General features: G+C 52.1%; 15 protein-coding genes. 11 read left to right on the forward strand and 4 right to left on the reverse strand.

Features of this window, described 5'->3' with window-relative positions; all coding sequences use genetic code 11:
- The 3 genes from ACEVG1_RS19930 to ACEVG1_RS19940 form a co-directional block, all read left to right on the forward strand.
- Positions 1 to 3800: gliding motility-associated C-terminal domain-containing protein (locus ACEVG1_RS19930; RefSeq protein ID WP_374745489.1), on the forward strand; the 3800-nt coding region annotated here is incomplete at its 5' end.
- A gap of 83 nt (positions 3801 to 3883) precedes the next feature.
- A complete protein-coding gene (locus ACEVG1_RS19935) occupies positions 3884 to 4894 on the forward strand; it encodes a type IX secretion system membrane protein PorP/SprF (RefSeq protein WP_374745490.1) in 1011 nt (336 codons plus the stop codon).
- A 288-nt stretch (positions 4895 to 5182) separates the two neighbouring features.
- Positions 5183 to 7129, forward strand: a complete 1947-nt coding sequence (locus ACEVG1_RS19940; RefSeq protein ID WP_374745491.1) for an OmpA family protein — start codon at positions 5183 to 5185, stop codon at positions 7127 to 7129.
- Between the two features lie 77 nt (positions 7130 to 7206).
- On the opposite strand, the gene ACEVG1_RS19945 is transcribed toward ACEVG1_RS19940, so the two are convergent.
- A complete protein-coding gene (locus ACEVG1_RS19945) occupies positions 7207 to 8046 on the reverse strand; it encodes a prephenate dehydrogenase (RefSeq protein WP_374745492.1) in 840 nt (279 codons plus the stop codon).
- A gap of 21 nt (positions 8047 to 8067) precedes the next feature.
- Entirely contained in the window at positions 8068 to 9249 is a 1182-nt protein-coding gene (locus tag ACEVG1_RS19950; RefSeq protein WP_374745493.1) for a pyridoxal phosphate-dependent aminotransferase, read from the reverse strand.
- 107 nt (positions 9250 to 9356) lie between these two features.
- On the opposite strand from ACEVG1_RS19950, the gene ACEVG1_RS19955 reads away from it, so the two are divergent.
- The 5 genes from ACEVG1_RS19955 to ACEVG1_RS19975 all read left to right on the forward strand — a co-directional run bounded on the left by ACEVG1_RS19955 (position 9357) and on the right by ACEVG1_RS19975 (position 14319).
- Complete coding sequence (locus tag ACEVG1_RS19955; protein ID WP_374745494.1) at positions 9357 to 11177, forward strand: ABC transporter ATP-binding protein; 1821 nt, start codon at positions 9357 to 9359, stop codon at positions 11175 to 11177.
- A 75-nt stretch (positions 11178 to 11252) separates the two neighbouring features.
- On the forward strand, positions 11253 to 12461 hold the full coding sequence (gene mqnE / locus ACEVG1_RS19960) for an aminofutalosine synthase MqnE (RefSeq protein WP_374745495.1): 1209 nt from the start codon (positions 11253 to 11255) through the stop codon (positions 12459 to 12461).
- A gap of 10 nt (positions 12462 to 12471) precedes the next feature.
- Positions 12472 to 13092 (forward strand): histidine phosphatase family protein, encoded by a 621-nt coding sequence (locus tag ACEVG1_RS19965; protein ID WP_374745496.1) that lies wholly within the window; start codon positions 12472 to 12474, stop codon positions 13090 to 13092.
- A 1-nt stretch (position 13093) separates the two neighbouring features.
- Positions 13094 to 13864, forward strand: coding sequence for a menaquinone biosynthetic enzyme MqnA/MqnD family protein (locus ACEVG1_RS19970; protein ID WP_374745511.1), 771 nt, complete (start codon positions 13094 to 13096; stop codon positions 13862 to 13864).
- Positions 13861 to 14319, forward strand: a complete 459-nt coding sequence (locus ACEVG1_RS19975; protein WP_374745497.1) for a MarR family winged helix-turn-helix transcriptional regulator — start codon at positions 13861 to 13863, stop codon at positions 14317 to 14319. Before ACEVG1_RS19970 ends, ACEVG1_RS19975 begins: the two co-directional genes overlap by 4 nt.
- A 17-nt stretch (positions 14320 to 14336) precedes the next feature.
- Here ACEVG1_RS19975 and ACEVG1_RS19980 read toward each other — a convergent pair whose 3' ends face one another.
- Together ACEVG1_RS19980 and ACEVG1_RS19985 are read right to left on the reverse strand one after the other, a co-directional pair.
- The gene (locus ACEVG1_RS19980; RefSeq protein ID WP_374745498.1) at positions 14337 to 15080 is read right to left on the reverse strand and encodes a ZIP family metal transporter; all 744 of its coding nucleotides are present in this window, start codon (positions 15078 to 15080) and stop codon (positions 14337 to 14339) included.
- On the reverse strand, positions 15077 to 15661 hold the full coding sequence (locus tag ACEVG1_RS19985; protein WP_374745499.1) for a phosphatase PAP2 family protein: 585 nt from the start codon (positions 15659 to 15661) through the stop codon (positions 15077 to 15079). The genes ACEVG1_RS19980 and ACEVG1_RS19985 overlap by 4 nt, the downstream gene beginning before the upstream one ends.
- Before the next feature lie 118 nt (positions 15662 to 15779).
- On the opposite strand from ACEVG1_RS19985, the gene glmM reads away from it, so the two are divergent.
- From glmM to ACEVG1_RS20000, 3 genes are all read left to right on the forward strand, one after another.
- Positions 15780 to 17165, forward strand: coding sequence for a phosphoglucosamine mutase (gene glmM, locus ACEVG1_RS19990; protein WP_374745500.1), 1386 nt, complete (start codon positions 15780 to 15782; stop codon positions 17163 to 17165).
- 36 nt (positions 17166 to 17201) lie between these two features.
- The gene (locus tag ACEVG1_RS19995; RefSeq protein ID WP_374745501.1) at positions 17202 to 18233 is read left to right on the forward strand and encodes a hypothetical protein; all 1032 of its coding nucleotides are present in this window, start codon (positions 17202 to 17204) and stop codon (positions 18231 to 18233) included.
- A 106-nt stretch (positions 18234 to 18339) separates the two neighbouring features.
- Positions 18340 to 19785 (forward strand): arginine deiminase family protein, encoded by a 1446-nt coding sequence (locus tag ACEVG1_RS20000; RefSeq protein ID WP_374745502.1) that lies wholly within the window; start codon positions 18340 to 18342, stop codon positions 19783 to 19785.
- Positions 19786 to 19787: the final 2 nt, after the last annotated feature.

Here is a 19787-nt window from a genome sequence, read left to right on the forward strand (position 1 = left end):
CCGTTGAGAACACGGGCAACGTGAGCCTGACGGGCGTCGCTGTGACCGATGCGGTTGCGCAGGACGGCACCAGCACGAATCTGACCCTAGGTGCACCGTCCGGCGACGCAGACAATGACGGCGAACTGGATGTTGACGAGACATGGACATACACGGTTACTTACGCGGCCACGCAGTCACACATCGATAACGGCAGTGACATCGTGAACACGTTCACCTTCGGTGCGGATGAACTGACCAGCGAGGTGAGCGACGACGCGACGACGGCGATTACACAATCGGCTTCTGTAAGCGTTGAAAAGGTAGTCGATGCAACTAACATCTCAGCACCTTCGACCCTTACCTATACGATTACCGTTGAGAACACGGGCAACGTGAGCCTGACGGGCGTCGCTGTGACCGATGCGGTTGCGCAGGACGGCACCAGCACGAATCTGACCCTAGGTGCACCGTCCGGCGACGCAGACAATGACGGCGAACTGGATGTTGACGAGACATGGACATACACGGTTACTTACGCGGCCACGCAGTCACACATCGATAACGGCAGTGACATCGTGAACACGTTCACGTTCGATGCGGATGAACTGACCAGCGATGTGAGCGACGACGCAACAACGACCATCACGCAGTCGCCCTCTGTTTCCGTTGAAAAGGTAGTCGATGCAACCAACATCGCGGTACCTTCGACCCTTACCTATACGATTACCGTTGAGAATACGGGCAACGTTAGCCTGACGGGCATCGCGGTGACCGACGCGGTCTCACAGGACGGCACCAGCACGAATCTGACCCTAGGTGCACCGTCCGGCGACACGGACAATGACGGTGAACTGGACGTTGACGAGACATGGGCATACACGGTTACTTACGCGGCCATGCAGTCGCACATCGACAATGGCAGTGATATCGTGAACACGTTCACCTTCGATGCGGCCGAGTTGGTTAGCGATGCGAGCGACGATGCGACGACGGCGATTACGAAGGATGCAGCTATACACATAACAAAAGTTGCCGACAAGGCTACGGTCACCACAGCGGGAGAAACGATCACCTACACGATCACGGTGACCAACACGGGCAACGTGACGCTGGCGAACTATACGGTTACCGACGTGCTGTTCCCGACGTGGAGCGGCAGCATCGAGACATTGGCCCCTGCGGCCACCCGCACCTTCGAGCTGGAATACACGGTTACGCAGGCGGACATCGACAACGGTGGCGTGTTGAACGTAGCGAGCGTGAAGGGCGGGAACCCCGGCGATCCGGAGGACGAGGACGAGGTCGAGGTGCCTAGCGACAAGAACCCGGCCATCACGGTAAGCAAGACAGCTGATAAAGCCACGGTCACCACAGCGGGAGAAACGATTACCTACACGATCACGGTGACCAACACGGGCAACATGACGCTGGCGAACTATACGGTTACCGACGTGCTGTTCCCGACGTGGAGCGGCAGCATCGAGACATTGGCCCCTGCGGCCACCCGCACCTTCGAGCTGGAATACACGGTTACGCAGGCGGACATCGACAACGGTGGCGTGTTGAACGTAGCGAGCGTGAAGGGCGGGAACCCCGGCGATCCGGAGGACGAGGACGAGGTCGAGGTGCCTAGCGACAAGAACCCGGCCATCACGGTAAGCAAGACAGCCGACAAGGCCACGGTCACCACAGCGGGAGAAACGATCACCTACACGATCACGGTGACCAACACGGGCAACGTGACGCTGGCGAACTATACGGTTACCGACGTGCTGTTCCCGACGTGGAGCGGCAGCATCGAGACGTTGGCCCCTGCGGCCACCCGCACCTTCGAGCTGGAATACACGGTTACGCAGGCGGACATCGACAACGGCGGCGTGTTGAACGTAGCGAGTGTGAAGGGCGGGAACCCCGGCGATCCAGAGGATGAGGACGAGGTCGAGGTGCCTAGCGACAAGAACCCGGCCATCACGGTAAGCAAGACAGCTGATAAAGCCACGGTCACCACGGCGGGAGAAACGATTACCTACACGATCACGGTGACCAACACGGGCAACGTGACGCTGGAGAACTATACGGTTACCGACGTGCTGTTCCCGACGTGGAGCGGTAGCATCGAGACACTGGCCCCTGCGGCAATCCGCACCTTCGAACTGGAATACACGGTTACGCAGGCGGACATCGACAACGGTGGCGTGTTGAACGTGGCGAGCGTGAAGGGCGGGAACCCCGGCGATCCGGAGGATGAGGACGAGGTCGAGGTGCCTAGCGACAAGAACCCGGCCATCACGGTAAGCAAGACAGCTGATAAAGCCACGGTCACCACAGCGGGAGAAACGATTACCTACACGATCACGGTGACCAACACGGGCAACATGACGCTGGCGAACTATACGGTTACCGACGTGCTGTTCCCGACGTGGAGCGGCAGCATCGAGACATTGGCCCCTGCGGCCACCCATACCTTCGAGCTGGAATACACGGTTACGCAGGCGGACATCGACAACGGTGGCGTGTTGAACGTGGCGAGTGTGAAAGGCGGGAACCCCGGCGATCCAGAGGATGAGGACGAGGTCGAAGTGCCGGTGGGTAAAGACGGTGGTATCAAAATCACCAAGACAGCCGATCGTGAGTCGTTCAATGTTGCTGGTGATGTGATTACCTATACCCTTACCATTACCAATATCGGCAATGTGACCTTATCGAATGTCGTAGCCACCGATGTACTCTTCCCGGAATGGAAAGGTGAAATTGCCACCCTATCGCCAGCTGGTACGCATAGTTTTGAATTGAAATATACCGTTGCACCGGCCGATGTGGAAAAAGGCAGCGTACACAACGTGGCACGGGTAGTTGCGGAAGATCCCGACGGTAATACGCCTGCGGATGAGACGGAGATAGAAGTGCCCGGCGTATTTGGTCCGTTGGCTAATGCGGACGCCGCTAGCACCGAAAGAGGCAATCCGGTTACCATCAACGTAGTAAGTAATGACAATGCAGGTAGCGCTTCGATTGTTCCGCAAACTGTACGACTGGTTGAACCGGGAACAGGAAACGAGGTAACCACCGTAACCATCGAGGGCGAGGGTACCTACACGGTAGGTGCCGATGGAGCAGTCACCTTTACGCCCGATGCGGAATATGTGGGTAACAGTACCATCACCTATACCGTGAAGGATGAAAACGGCTTAGTGTCGAACGCGGCCACCATCACGGTGACAGTAGAAGGTGTAGCTGCCGAAATCGCTCCTACCGCAGCAAATGACCAGGCGACCACCCGGTATGGCCAACCCGTTGCAATTACAGCACTGGCAAACGATCAACCGGGGAGCAGCCCGATTGTTCCATCAACGGTACGTCTCATCGACGAGGCCGGAAACCGCGCTACGACGATTACCATTCCTGGCGAAGGCCGATACACAGTCGATGCGCAAGGCGTGGTCACGTTCGAGCCAGCTAACGGCTTTACTGGAAATAGTACCGTCCGCTACGAAGTGGCTGATGAGAATGGGTTGGTTTCTAATACCGCGACGATTACCGTGGCCGTTGAAGCCCGTCCGTTCAAGATTCCAAATGTTTTCACGCCAAACGGTGACGGTAGGAACGACGTGTTCGAGATTGTGGGCATCGAAGGCTTTGACCGTGTAGAGATTACGGTAGTGAACCGTTGGGGGAATGAGGTGTATCGCAACAATAATTACCAGAATAACTGGGGTGGGCAAGGGCTGAATGAGGGTACCTACTACTATGTTATCATCACCCATGACGGCGGACGTCAAGAACGGTACTCAGGATGGGTACTTATAAAAAAGCAATAAGTTAATACAACAAAAACAAGGGCACTACTTCCAGCCAACAACTTAATGGCTGTTGGTTGGAAGTAGCCCAAATAACAAGGGCTATGAAGCGCATTATAACACTAGTTGCATTCGTGATCTGCTTGATGATGGCCGGTGAAAGCCGGGCCCAACAAAACATCCAGTTCACGCAGTACATTTTCAATTCGATGAGTGTGAACCCGGCCTATACGGGTTACAAGGAGGAGTGGTTCGGCCAACTGGGCCTTCGGAGCCAATGGGTGGGTTTGGAAGGAGCCCCGCAGACGGGCCTTCTTTCGATCGACGGGGTTGTCGATCCGGCAAACAAGCGGCACGGTTTGGGGATGCAGGTGACGGCCGACAAGCTGGGCCCCCAGTCGGCCACTTCGGCCTATGCCAACTACGCGTTCCGCCTGCGGCTGAACGAGGGGGATACGCAGCGCCTGAGCTTCGGAATCGGTGCCGGGGTTACGCAGTACAGCCTTGACGGGTCGGTGCTGGACCCGATCGAAGGGGGCGACCAAGTGCTGCCTGCGGGCAAGATTAGCAACTGGGTGCCGGATGTGCGCTTCGGGGTGTACTATTACAACCCGAAATGGTATGCGGGGGTATCGGTGATGGACCTGCTCTCGGGTGACCAGAGCAACAACATCTTCCGCTGGGACGGCACCACCACGGACAACATCCGCCGCAAGCGGCACATGTACTTCATCGGTGGGGCCCTGTTCAACCTGGGCAATGGGTTGGACCTACGCCCGAGTTTGCTGGTGAAGGAAGATTTCAAGGGCCCGACGAGCGTGGATGTGAATGCGATGTTCATCTTCGGCCGTCGTCTGTGGCTGGGAGCGGGCTGGCGCACTGGGGTGACAGTGTTCAAGCGTGAATACAACCGGGTGAGCGGCAACAGCCTGAGTGGCCGGAATTCGTTTTCGGCGATCACACAGCTCTACGTGACGGACGCGCTGCGAATCGGCTATTCGTACGACCACATCGTGAGCCGGTTGAGCAGCGTGCAGAACGGTTCGCACGAGATCACCCTAGGTATCACCTTCGGCCGGAAGGAACAACGTATCCTCAGCCCGCGGTTTTTCTAACGGTCATAATTGGTTTATATCCGAAAATAACGTGTTAATTATGCATCTTCCTTTAATCGCAAACGATATGAAACCATCATGATTTTCAAAATCACACAACGGAATGACTAAATGGCTTCAGCCATCTTGAATACCGTTGAAGTTAAACACAAATGAAACCATCATGATTTATTCAATCACACAGGGGAATGAATAAATCTGATAGCTTCATCGCCATTAAAAAAGCAAATTATACACAGATGAAAAATCATGATAGCTTCATCACCATTAAAAAACAAATTTAGACAGATGAAAAAAAAATACGCAAGTATGTTATTAAGTCTATTGATGTTGTTCATCAATGTCGCTACTGGTCAGGAACAACCGAGCCTGCGCGACCGTGCCGACGAACTCTACAGAAAGTACGAGTATGCAAACGCAGCGAAATTGTATACCAAACTCGTGGATACGCGTAGCCCGCGTTTACAAGATTTGGAACGGTTGGCCCACAGCTATTGGCAGATGAACGACTATGAATCGGCCGAAAACTGGTACGCCCGTGTCGTACAGCGAAACGAGGCATCACCCGAGAATCTGCTCCATTACGGGCAGGTCTTAAAGGTGAATGGGAAATATGCCGAAGCGAAGCGCCAGTTGGAATCATATGCGGATAAGACTGGGAATGCGCCGGCGGTGGCTATACAAATCGCCGGGTGCGATTCGGCATTGCGTTGGATGGCCTCACCGACTTTGCACCGGTTGCGTAATGAAGCAACGGTAAATACGGCCAACTCCGAATTTGCCGCTTTCCCATCGGGCGACGATGTATACTATGCGGGTGAACCCAGCAGTGCATCATCGTCCAATACCTATGGCTGGACGGGTAATGCCTTCTTGCGGATATATACCGCACCCTTATCGGCCGCCGGGACCTTGGGTAGCCCAACGGTTATGCCGGCTGAGATAAATGATTCGAAATACCACATGGGACCCGTGGTGGCCGAGAAAGACGGGAATACACGCTACGTAACACGTACGTATGCGGGCAAGGATGCAGAGTTGCAAAAGGAAGCAGGGCGTCGCTACCGCACCCATACGTTGGAATTGTATATCTATAGGGAAACCGATGGTGTTTGGTCGGTCGAACCCTTCGCCTACAACGATGCAAAAGCCTATTCGGTAGGACACGCCGCATTATCGCCCGACGAAACTGTGCTTTATTTCTCAAGCGATATGCCCGGAGGGCAAGGTGGTACCGATATCTGGTACAGCGAGCGGCAGGCTGACAATTCGTGGAGCCAGCCGGTAAACGCAGGGGCAACGATCAACAGTTCGGGCGACGAGCTATTTCCCAATATCGCGCCAGATGGCACGCTTTATTTTTCAAGCGACGGCTTCGCCGGCATGGGCGGGTTGGATGTATTCAAGTCCAGTGGCGATAAAGCCCGATGGAGTACCCCAGAGAACCTTAGGTATCCGATCAATAGTGCCGCCGATGACTTTGCCTATCTGATCTATGGGGAAGACGAGGAAGGGTACCGTGGGTTCTTGTCGTCAGACCGGCGCGGGGGCAAAGGCGGCGACGATATCTATTCGTTCTCGTTCGAGAAGCCGAAAATCATCATCATCCTGAAAGGGACCACGTCGGATAAATCCACGGGCGAGCGTTTGGCCGCAACGTCTGTGACACTTTATGACGGCACACGGGAGATTGTTGCTAAGAAGAGCAGCAGTGATACGGGTACGTTTGAATTTGTGCTCGATCGTAATCAGTCTTATACCGTATTGGGGCAAAAAGAGGGGTACCATGCCGATTCAGCCAAGGTGGGCACCCACGGCATCACTCACTCCGACACGCTGGAAGTGGCGTTGTTGTTGGAGCCGATCTTCCAGGTGGGGCAGACCTTCGAGCTGGAAAATATCTATTACGATTTCGACAAGCATAACATCCGTCCGGATGCGGCAGCGATACTGGACGAATTGGTGCGGACATTGCGCGACAACCCGACACTGAAGATCGAGCTGTCGAGCCATACGGATAGCCGGGGAAGCAACGCATACAACGAGGCGCTGTCGCAGCGGCGGGCGCAATCGGCGGTGGATTATCTGGTATCAAGGGGCATCGCCCGCGACCGGATGGTGGCCAAGGGCTACGGGGAAAACAGACTGGTGAACCGCTGTGCGGATGGCGTGCCGTGTAGCCGCCAAGAGCACCAAGCCAACCGGCGGACCGAGGTAACGGTGCTTGAGTACTAAAAGAAATTCAATCGACCTGGGACTAAAAAAGGGGCATCCGTATGTGAATGCCCCTTTTTTGTGCATGTTGCCAAACCTTATTTCAAAATCCGGCGGATTTTATTCGATTTCTTAATCAGCTTGTAAAACGCGTCGTAATCCTCTTCCTTAAGTACGTCATGTACGTGCTGCAGTTGATTGATGTGCTCTTGTAACACTTCAAGTACATTCTCGCGGTTTTGCATGAAAATAGGCGTCCACATATCGGGGGAGCTCTTGGCAAGGCGGACAGTGGATTCAAACCCCGACCCGGCCAATTCGAAAATCCTGCCCTGTGCCTTTTCTTTCTCTAATACGGTGAGGGCCAGGGCAAACGAGGTGATGTGCGAAATGTGCGATACATAGGCCGTGTGCACATCGTGCTCATGTGCACTCATAAAGGTCGTTTGCATGTCCAGCTGTTCTGCAATCATGTCTACAATATCGAAGGCGTCTTCGTCGCTGTTCATGGCATCCACATAGACCATGACCTTACCGGCAAATAAATTGGGTACGGCAGCCTCGGGCCCGGAATATTCGGTGCCCGCCATGGGGTGCGCAGCGACAACGCGACCCCGCTTCGGGTGATCCGTTATCGCTTGTAATATGCGCTCCTTGGTTGAGCCCATATCAATAACGACTTGGTCTGTCACTTGGTCGAGCAGCGGGGGGAGCAGCTCCAGAATGGCGTCTACCGGAACGGTAAGTAGGATTACTTCACATGCCGCTAACGCATCTTCGAGCGTCATGCCTTCATCAATCAGCCCCAATTGAAGTGCCTTTTTGAGGTTGGCTTCACTTTTGTCTACGCCCACGATCCTCGTGGTTATTTTTTTTTCTTTCAACGTGATGGCGATGGACCCTCCGATGAGCCCCACGCCAACAATGGCTATATTCATTGCTGTTTTATGCTTCGTTTATTATATGTTATCGGCTTCTTTAAGCTGCGCATTCACCAAGCGGTCATATGCTTTGTCAAGTACATCGGTGGTGGCGCAAAGGCTTACCCGGATGTAGCCACTCCCCCGATCACCGAAAATGCCCCCGGGTGTGATGAATACCCTCGATTGCCGGAGCACCGAGTCACTCAATGCATATCCATCGAGGTAGGAGGCAGGGATTTTTGCCCAAACGAATAGACCTACCTGCTGTCGGCTATAGGTGCATCCCAATATATCCAATAGTTGGTACACCTTTTCGCGCCGGCTACGGTAGCTGGCGTTCAGTCCGTCATACCACTCGCGTCCCAGCGACAACGCCTTCGCGGCGGCCATTTGCGCTGGGAAGAACATCCCCGAATCCATGTTGCTCTTAAATCGGATAATCTCCCGGATGCGGGCCTCTGCACCAACGAGCATGCCCACGCGCCAGCCGGCCATGTTAGACGATTTGCTCAATGAATTGAGTTCAATGGCCACATCCATCGCCCCTTCGGTAGCGAGCAGGCTTTGCGGTCGGTCGTTTAATATAAAGCTGTACGGATTGTCGTGGCAAAGCAGGATATGGTATTGCTTCGCAAAAGCGACCACTTCCTTGAAAAATGCGGCTGTCGCCGACGTACCTGTCGGCATGTGGGGGTAATTCAGCCACATCATTTTCACATTGCTGAGGTCCTGTTTTGCCAATTCATCGAGATCAGGCAGCCAGCCGTTTTTTTCTTCCAACTCATAAGGGATGCCCGTTGCACCGCTCAAGCGGACAGCGGCACTATATGCCGGGTATCCGGGATTGGGGAAAAGCGCCTCATCGCCTTCCTGCAGATAGGTCATGCATACGTGTACAATACCTTCTTTCGAGCCGATAAGCGGAAGAACGTGGATATTCGGATCAAGCGACACGCCATACCAATCGCTATACCAATTGGCAATGGCCTGTCGCAACGGCAATATGCCCTTGTAGTTTTGGTAACCGTGTGTATCCGGCTGGGACGCATAGGCGTGCAACGTGTCTATAACGGACGGATGGGGGGGTAAGTCAGGACTCCCGATGCCCAAATTGATTACTTTTTCGCCGGTTTGGTTCAATGCCTCGATTTCACGGAGCTTTCTCGAAAAATAGTACTCCTCGGTATGTTGAAGCCGATTGGCAACCTGTATCTGCATTTTTTTACGTTTAGGCGACTAAATTAAGCAAAACCATCCAATAATAGCGTTGGCTTTTTTCGGCTAACCTTTCTTTTTTGGTAGCTTTGCAACTTGTTGAGCAGTTGATGAAGACATATTTTCGATTATTATCATACGCCAAGCCCCTTGGGAAATTTGCAATTCCCTATGCCGTCACTACCTTACTAAGTGTTCTCTTCGCCACACTGAATCTAGCGCTTATTATCCCACTGTTGCATACCCTGTTTAACACGGATGATGCGAGTGGTGAATTGCTGGTAAAACCCACCACTTGGGATATAGGTGATAATTTTAATTATTACGCGCAACTGGCGGCTGAACATTACGGGCCGTATGGGGCATTGCAACGGGTTTGTCTGGTTATTATTGGGTCCGTTTTGCTGAGCAACGCATTCCGATACCTTTCCCAACGCATCATGGAGAACCTCCGTATCCATACATTGCTGAACCTCCGGAAAGCAGTGTTCGATAACGTGATGGACCTGCATGTTGGTTATTTCAACAGCCAGCGCAAAGGGGATATCATCTCGAAAATTGCTTCAGACGTCCAAGTAGTCCAGTTTTCCGTGACCGCCACGTTGCAGGTCATTTTCAAAGAACCGCTCACCCTGTTGGCTTATATGATCGTCTTGTTTCTGATTTCGGCAAAACTGACGTTATTTGCCATCTTGGTGGTTCCTGTATCGGCTTTTGTGATTTCCCGTATTGTAAAGCGGTTAAAGGCACAAGCCACGAAAGCCCAGCAGGTATACGGCAATATGATCAGTTACCTGGATGAAGCGTTATCGGGGGTTAAGATTATCAAGGCTTTCAATGCAACGGCGTTCATCAAAAAGAAGTTCCACGATGAGAATATACGTTTCTCCAGAATAAGCAAGCGAATGGTGCGCCGCCAGCAATTGGGCTCACCCGTATCCGAGTTGTTGGGCGTGGCTATGGTAGCTATTGTTTTGCTTTATGGCGGTAACCTGGTGTTGAGCGGTTCGGAGGAACTCAGCGCCGCAGCCTTTATCGGTTATATCGCGTTGTTCTCGCAAGTGATGCGTCCGGCAAAGGCACTGACGGATTCATTCAGCAACATCCACTCCGGGATCGCAGCAGGCGAGCGTGTATTGGATTTGATCGACCAAGAGAATTTGCTGCCCGATCGGCCGGATGCGAAAACCATATCGACGTTTTCCGAAAGTATCCGGTTGTCCAATGTAAGCTTTTCTTACGGCGAGCGCGAAATACTTAAAGATATCGATCTCGAAATACCAAAGGGACAGACGGTTGCATTGGTGGGCCCGTCAGGTGGTGGTAAGTCTACGTTGATGGATTTGATTCCACGGTTTATCGATGTGAAGAGAGGCGAAGTGTTGGTTGATGGTGTGAATATTAAGGATTTGGTAACAAACGATTTGAGATCGATGATCGGATTGGTGAACCAAGACTCTTTTTTGTTTAACGATACGATATTCAACAACATCGCTTTCTCTTCGGCAACCACAGATAGGGAAACGGTGATAGCGGCCGCCCGCATTGCCAATGCGCACGAGTTTGTCTTGGAGATGGAAAATGGCTATGATACGGTTATCGGCGACCGAGGTGTGCGGCTGTCGGGTGGCCAGCGCCAGCGGATTTGCATCGCCCGCGCGGTCTTAAAAAATCCGCCCATCCTGTTGCTCGACGAGGCAACCTCTGCCCTGGATACGGAATCGGAGAAATTGGTACAGGAAGCGCTGGCTAAATTGATGCAAAATCGCACAACGCTGGTGATAGCCCACCGGTTGAGTACCATCCAGAATGCGGATAAAATTGTGGTATTGGAAGCCGGGCGCATTGTTGAAGAAGGAGACCACCAGCAATTGCTGGCTAACGATGGCCTTTACAAACGATTGATAGAAATGCAACAATTTGGGGAATGAGCCGCCGATATGGCAATTCCATGACTTGGATGCCATGGGCTTTTTCGCTATTTTTGCTCTCAAAGATATCAAGGTATGGACGCCGAGAAAAAGCTCACTTTTCTTCTTGAAGACAAAAATCTGGACGATGATTTGAAAGCCATTGCCGCCAAGGTTCGTGATGGTAAGCGGATTGATCAGGCGGAGGGGGTGTTGCTCTATAAGCGCGGCGAGTTAGGGTATTTGGGCGTGTTGGCAAACGCCATCCGGGAACGGAGGCACGGCGATTCGACCTATTTTAACAGGAACTTCCACATTGAGCCAACCAACCTTTGTGTGTACGACTGTAAATTCTGCTCCTATTCGCGCCTCATCAAAGAACGGGCAGACGGGTGGGAAGCAACGATGGAAGAAATGCTCGATGTCGTAAAATCATACGACGACGAACCGGTTACGGAAGTCCACATCGTAGGGGGGGTATTGCCGCAGTATAACATGCAGTTCTACATGGACTTGTTTGCTGCCATCAAGAAACACCGCCCCAACCTACACGTGAAGGCACTCACGCCTGTAGAGTACCATTATATTTTCAAGAAGGCAAAGGTTGATTATGCAACCGGTATGGCCATGATGAAAGACGCCGGCCTGGAGTCGATGCCGGGCGGCGGTGCCGAGATTTTCCATCCGGAGATACGGGAACAGATAGCAAAGGATAAATGCAATGCCGAGCAATGGCTGCAGATCCATGAAGAATGGCATAAGCTGGGGATGCACTCCAACGCGACCATGTTATACGGGCATATCGAGGAATATTGGCACCGTGTGGACCACATGGAGCGGCTGAGGAAACTGCAGGATAAGACGAATGGCTTCCAAACGTTCATTCCACTGAAGTTCCGGAACAAGGACAACCAGATGGCACACGTGCCGGAGTCGACGGTGGTGGAAGACCTTCGCAATTACGCCGTCAGCCGTATTTATTTGGATAATTTCCCACATATCAAAGCCTATTGGGCAATGATCAGCAGGGAAACCGCCCAATTGTCGTTGAGTTTTGGCGTAAATGATATCGACGGAACGCTCGATGATACCACGAAGATTTATTCCATGGCCGGCGCAGAGGAACAGCACCCAGCAATGACCACGCGGGAACTGGTGGAATTGATTAAACAAGCAGGTAGACACCCCATTGAGCGGGATACCTTATATAATGTTATTACAGACTACAACGAAGTGGTTTTTGACGACGAGGCTGCCGACAAACAAGGGCGGTATTATCAATTACCTGTATTGAACGATAAATAGCAATAGATTTTTGGAAAAAACACTTTACATTATTCGCCACGGTCAAACGGATCTCAACTTAAAGGGAATCGTGCAGGGAAGGGGGATTGATTCGCCATTGAATGAGATGGGAAAGCGGCAAGCCGACGCATTTCATGCCCACTACCGCGATGTCCGTTTCGACAAGATTTACACATCGACGTTATTGCGCACGCATCAAACCGTGGCTCCATTTACCGGTATACCTACAGAGCCGTTGGCTGGGCTCGATGAGATCGGCTGGGGCATCTACGAAGGGAAGGAACAGACCCCCGATATCATGGCTGGATTTGTTGATCTGACCACGCGCTGGCGGCTGGGAGAACTGGATTGTGCGGTGGAAGGCGGGGAAACCCCCAACCAATTGGTGGCTAGGCAACGCGAAGCGTTTGACTACATACTGTCCCATCCGAACGAAAAGACCATATTGATATGCATGCATGGCCGGGCGATGCGTGTATTGCTCTGTTGGCTTACGGACCTAGACGTTGCTTTGATGGATGATTTTCCCCACACGAACACGGCGTTGTACAAAATGCAATACAATGGTAAAACGTTTTCCATGGCAGATGCCTATAACGTGGAACATTTAGCGGGATTGCTGGTTGAATAAGATGATGATGGAAAAGGTAAAGGTATCGGCGGTGTCATACACCAACACGTTGCCATTTATATACGGGCTTCAACATTCGCCCGTAATCGAGGAAATTTTACTGAGCCTTGATATACCCAGTGTGTGCGCCCATAAGTTAATCCATGGCCATGCAGACTTGGGTATCGTGCCGGTAGCGGCATTGCCAGATATCCCGCAGGCAGAAGTTGTCTCCGATTACTGCCTAGGTGCTACCGGTGCGGTAAATTCTGTTTTTATCTACAGCGAAAAGCCCATCTCGGCCATCACATCGCTCCGCTTGGATAGCCAGTCCAGGACTTCCAACGCACTGGCGCGGGTACTATTACGTTACCACTGGAAGAACGACGGCGTAGTAATGGTGGAAGGGGAGGCGGACGCGTACGTGGAAATAGGCGACCGTACATTCGGAAAACAACACGCACATCCTTACGTGTACGACCTGTCGTGGCATTGGCGTGAATTTACCGGATTGCCTTTTACCTTTGCCGTGTGGGTGGCCAACAAGCCGATGAAATCGGCTTTTATCCAAGCCTTCAATGAGGCTTTGGCCTATGGGCTAAGCCAACGGGATATGGTGATTGCCGGACTGCCCGCCCGGATCGACTTCGATTATCGCCAATATTTAATGGAAAACATCGATTATCAGTATACCGATAAAAAGAAGGAGGCAGTGAAAACCTTCTTGAAATTGATGGGATCGCTGACACCTAATCCAAGTGAATCGTTGATGAAGAAAGACTTACTCGGATGAAGATCGAAGACGAAATCCAAACGCGCAAATTCTACAATGAGCGGCATAAGGCAACACTCAATATCGTATTCACCAGCAATTGGATAGCTGGTATGCTAGAAAAACGGGCAAGTACGCATAAAATTACACTTCAACAGTACAACATACTCCGCATCCTACGTGGACAGTATCCCGCCCCGGCTACCAACCGACTGCTCAAGGAGCGCATGCTCGACAGGACACCGGACGTATCCCGTATCGTTGATCGGCTGGTCTCCAAAGGGTTGGTCTCCAAGGGCCGGTGTACCAAGGATCGCCGCGCCGTCGACGTAACGATTACGCCGAAGGGGTTGGAAACCTTGGCAGACCTCGACGAACCTATGCTGATGATGGATGTTCTCCAGGAAAATATTACCGACGCAGAATGCCAGGTATTGAATAGCCTATTGGACAAATTGCGGGGATACCGAAATTAGCGATTGATCATTTTTGCCTAATGCGCATGGGGGTGAACCAGGAAGTTTAGCAAGGAAACAGCAATACCCAATATAACGGCAATCATTTTCCTCTTGTTGAATTTATGGTGGTCCGCTGATCCGGATTCAAATAAGATCGTTGTGGAAATATGGAGGAAAATGCCGATGACCACCGCCATGATACGATCAAAATATTGATCAATGTGGCCCATTCCGCCTGAGCTAATGGCCTTGCTGACGAGGTAGCCCAACGGCGTCATCAGGGCAAATACGGTCAACAACAGGGTAATGTTTTTTTTGGAAAGCGATGTGTTGAGCAACAGGCTGCCAAGTGCAAAGGCCGCCGGAACATGGTGGAGAGCGATGCCGAATGTCAGTGCACCCTGTTGGCTGCCCGCCAATGGCATCCCTTCCAATATGGCATGGAGACACAGGCTTATCATGATCCCTAACGGAAATATACCATGGCTTTTTTCCGAATGGTGGATGTGGCCATGTTCGATACCGTGCGAAAGCTGCTCTAAGCCAAGCTGCAAGAGGAATCCCAATAGGACAAACAAACCGATGGTGTGGTCGTGTGCACTGTGGATATGGTAAACCTCCGGTATCAAGTGAAGTACGGTGATGGAAAATAGGTAAGCTCCACTGAAAGAAAGGACAAGCTTCAACAGACGGGTGTTATCGCGCTTTACAAAAAACACCGATACCCCACTTGTAAACGCAGAGACAAATAAGATGGTAATGATTGCAACGGCACTCATGCTTCGTTTTTGACGGGTGTAAGATTAGGAATCAGGTAGCGAAACCCCAAACCGGTAAGGTATCCAATGGTACTACCCAATAAAGCTCCCCCGATGATATCCAATGGATAGTGGACCCCCACATAGACCTGTGCAAAGCTAATGACGGCGGCCCAAGAGAGCCCGAGCCATAGAATGTGTTTCCACCTTCGGTAAAAGACCATAATCAGTGCCACCGCAATTGCAAAATGATTTGCCGCATGCGACGAGGTGAAACTATAACCACCACTGCATCGCACCAAGACATTTACTTGGTCTTTAAACTCCACATCCCGGCAAGGCCGCACCCGCTCTACCGATTTCTTGATAATAGAGGAAGACACATGGTCGGTAATGCCGAAGGTAATCAGCAGGAAAGCGATGATATATAACCCGTTTTTTTTGTAGTTCCGGATGCAGAAAATAATAATAAATAGGTAGAGCGGTGCCCAGGTATACCGATTCCGCAAAATAGGCATCAACCAGTCGAAAAACGCATTGCTCAATCCTTGGTTGATGGCTAGGAACGCATCTTGGTCGAACGAAATAAGTTGGTCGATCATATAAATTAAACAAAGTTGCAACAAAAGTAAAAATAATTTCCAAATTCCCATGATGTTCGCGAAATTTAGAATGCCGAACAATATTCCTATTTTTACGAACTCAAATTCGATATTTCACATGACATTAATCAAATCAATTTCAGGCATACGGGGAACCATTGGCGGGAGGCCGGGTGAGGCATTGACACCGATAGACGTCGTTAAGTTTACGGCTGCATTCGGCCGCATGATCCAACAGCAATCGGCGTCTAAAAAGGTAGTTGTCGGGCGTGACGCGCGGGTGTCGGGCGATATGGTGCGGAACCTGGTGGTTGGGACTTTGCAGAGCATCGGGATGGATGTGGTCGACTTGGGGCTTTCCACTACGCCGACGGTGGAAATTGCCGTTCCGGCAGAGCGGGCTGCCGGGGGCATCATCCTCACCGCTAGCCATAACCCCGGGCAATGGAATGCACTGAAGCTACTGAATGCCAAAGGGGAATTTATTGACGACGCTGCGGGTAAGCACGTGCTTGAAATCGGTGAACGCTTGGATATCGATTTTGCTACGGTGGATGGCTTGGGCAAGGTTACCACCGACGACAGCTATTTGCAAAAGCACATCGATCAGATTTTGTCGTTGCCGCTGGTAGACCCGGATGCCATACGAAAGGCGGGTTTTGCCATAGCCGTTGATGCGGTCAACTCTACCGGGGGGATTTTCGTACCCGCTTTATTGGTGGCGCTCGGTGTGGAAACGGTTTATAAGATCCATTGTGAACCCAACGGATTGTTTCCGCATAACCCCGAGCCCCTTGCAGAAAACCTGACGGATTTGTCGGCGTTGGTAGTGGAAAAAAAGGCCGATATGGGCATCGCGGTAGATCCGGATGTAGACCGGCTCTGCTTTGTAATGGAAGACGGCAAGATGTTTGGCGAAGAATATACCTTGGTGGCTGTGAGCGACTATGTGCTTCAACATACACCGGGGAATACCGTCTCCAACCTCTCGTCTACGCGGGCATTGCGCGATGTAACCATCAGCAGGGGTGCGGAATACCACGCCGCCGCCGTAGGCGAAGTGAATGTGGTCACAAAAATGAAGGAAGTGGGCGCGGTAATCGGTGGTGAAGGGAATGGTGGCGTCATCTACCCTGCCACACACTACGGAAGGGACGCCCTCGTCGGTATTGCACTCTTCCTCACGCACCTGGCCAAAAGCGGCAAGCGTATCTCCGAATTAAGGGCAAGCTATCCGCAGTACTACATGTCTAAGAATAAAATATCCCTTACTCCCGGATTAGACATCGATGGGTTGCTGGCCGCTATGCAGCAAAAATATAAAGATGTACCCCACAGTACGATTGACGGGCTGAAAATCGATTTCGATGAAGAGTGGGTACACTTACGTAAGTCGAATACCGAACCGATTATCCGAATCTACTCGGAAGGTCCAACACCGGAGCGGGCGGAGGCGATAGCACTGCAAATCATAGCGGACATTAAGCTTATTATCGAAACTTAAAAACCCTAACTTACCCACTTATTGAGATCGTGCCACGTGCTATTTTTCGCTCACGAAGTAATCGTTTCCGTGCGGGAAGCAACGGTTTCCGCTTCGCAAGCGATCGGTTCCCTACCGGAAGCAACGGTTTCCGCTTCGCAAGCGATCGGTTCCCTACCGGAAGCAACGGTTTCCGCTTCACAAGCGATCGGTTCCCTACCGGAAGCAACGGTTTCCGCTTCGCAAGCGATCGGTTCCCTACCGGAAGCAACGGTTTCCGCTTCACAAGCGATCGGTTCCCTACCGGAAGCAACGGTTTCCGCTTCGCAAGCGATCGGTTCCCTACCGGAAGCAACGGTTTCCGCTTCACAAGCGATCGGTTCCCTACCGGAAGCAACGGTTTCCGCTTCGCAAGCGATCGGTTCCCTACCGGAAGCAACGGTTTCCGCTTCACAAGCGATCGGTTCCCTACCGGAAGCAACGGTTTCCGCTTCGCAAGCGATCGGTTCCCTACCGGAAGCAACGGTTTCCGCTTCGCAAGCGATCGGTTCCCTGCCGGAAGCAACGGTTTCCGCTTCGCAAGCGATCGGTTCCCTACCGGAAGCAACGGTTTCCGCTTCGCAAGCGATCGGTTCCCTGCCGGAAGCAACGGTTTCCGCTTCGCAAGCGATCGGTTCCCTACCGGAAGCAACGGTTTCCGCTTCGCAAGCGATCGGTTCCCTACCGGAAGCAACGGTTTCCGCTTCACAAGCGATCGGTTCCCTACCGGAAGCAACGGTTTCCGCTTCGCAAGCGATCGGTTCCCTACCGGAAGCAACGGTTTCCGCTTCGCAAGCGATCGGTTCCCTGCCGGAAGCAACGGTTTCCGCTTCGCAAGCGATCGGTTCCCTACCGGAAGCAACGGTTTCCGCTTCGCAAGCGATCGGTTCCCTGCCGGAAGCAACGGTTTCCGCTTCGCAAGCGATCGGTTCCCTACCGGAAGCAACGGTTTCCGCTTCGCAAGTGATCGGTTCCCTACCGGAAGCAACGGTTTCCGCTTCGCAAGTGATCGATTCCGAAGTGCAAGTAAGTCTATTTCGGTTCAACTAAGTTCATCTGCGTCTAAATTTTCGGCGTGCACAACCCAAATCGTATACCTGTAAACCGACTTTCGGTCAAGCGAATTTTGTATCTTGCGTTTTTTAGAAGCACCATTATGAAGCATTATACCGATACCATCCATGTCTCTTCCGAAACGGGCCGATTGAGAAAAGTCCTGGTACATAGCCCCGACAGTGGTTTAGGTAAAGTTGTACCTTCGAAGGCGCAAGACTGGTTATTTGAAGATATTGTACACCTGGATACCATTCGGCGGCAGGAATACGATTACTATATCAAATTGTTGTTGTATTTCCTGGACGAGAAAAAAATAAAGGGCCGGTTGGTTGATATCGATGCACCGGAGCAACATCGAAACTTTTTTAAGCCCGACCACCCGGACTTTTACAACTCACAGCACGTGATCGAGTTGCAGGTCTTACTTGCGGATATCCTCACAGACACATCCATCAAAAGCCAGCTGGTCGCCTCGGTCTGTGCGATAGAGGCGTGTAGCTACGATGTGCAACGCGAGCTGATGGGATATGCGCCGGCCATGCTGGCGCGGGTATTTTTCAGCGGCACACCCGATGAACGCGAGATGATCTTTCCGCCCATTCCCAACTTTATCTTTACCCGTGATATCGGCATCGTCATCAATGACCATATCCTGCTTAATAAGCCGATGAAAGAAGCTCGCAAGCGGGAGGCGTTGCTTGCCAAGTATATTTTTTATCACCATCCTGTTTTTGCTTCCTGCCACGACAAGGTGATTGAACTCACCGATACGCAACATCACTTCCTTTTGCCCAACGATGCCGATGTGGAGCGGGTAACATTGGAAGGGGGCGATGTGATGGTGGTTAGCCCCGACCATGTGCTGATCGGGGTGAGTGAGCGTACCACCCGAGAGGCAGCGGCCCAGGCGGTGCAGCGCCTGTTTGAACGGGATGTGGTACAGCGGGCCACCATTATCAAGATTCCCCATAAACGCGATTACATGCACATCGATACCGTCTTTACGCAGGTGAAGCGGAATACCTGGGTAATGCTGGGTGATTTTTCCAACCAGGGCCTGGCGGGTTCGCAAACGGATGCCGTGCATAGGGCGCTCCGTATCCAGCCGCACCGCGCGGATGATTTGGAGATTTTGCAGTTTGAAAAAGGGGATTTGTCCAATCCGCGGCATTTCCAATCGCTGGAAGCCTTGTTGACAGAAATCAGCGTGGCTGAGCTCGGCGCCGCACCGGCGGATGTCAGCATCATCATGTCGGGGAATAATGAATTTCCCTATGATGCCCGCGAGCAATGGACCGACAGTTGCAACCTGCTGGCCATTCGGGAGGGTGTGGTACTGGGTTACGACCGCAATGATAAAACCACGGAGGCCTTCCGGGCGGCCGGCTTTGATGTCGTAAACGTATCCGATTTGTTGGCCGACCTGGAGTCGGGTAAGGTGAGGGCGGATGACGTGACCGATACGTTGGTACTGATGCCATCGGCAGAACTATCGCGGGCCAGGGGTGGCTTCCACTGCATGAGTATGCCATTATGGCGCGATTGATA

The organism is Parapedobacter sp. 2B3, from assembly GCF_041925275.1.
GTDB lineage: Bacteria > Bacteroidota > Bacteroidia > Sphingobacteriales > Sphingobacteriaceae > Parapedobacter > Parapedobacter pyrenivorans_A.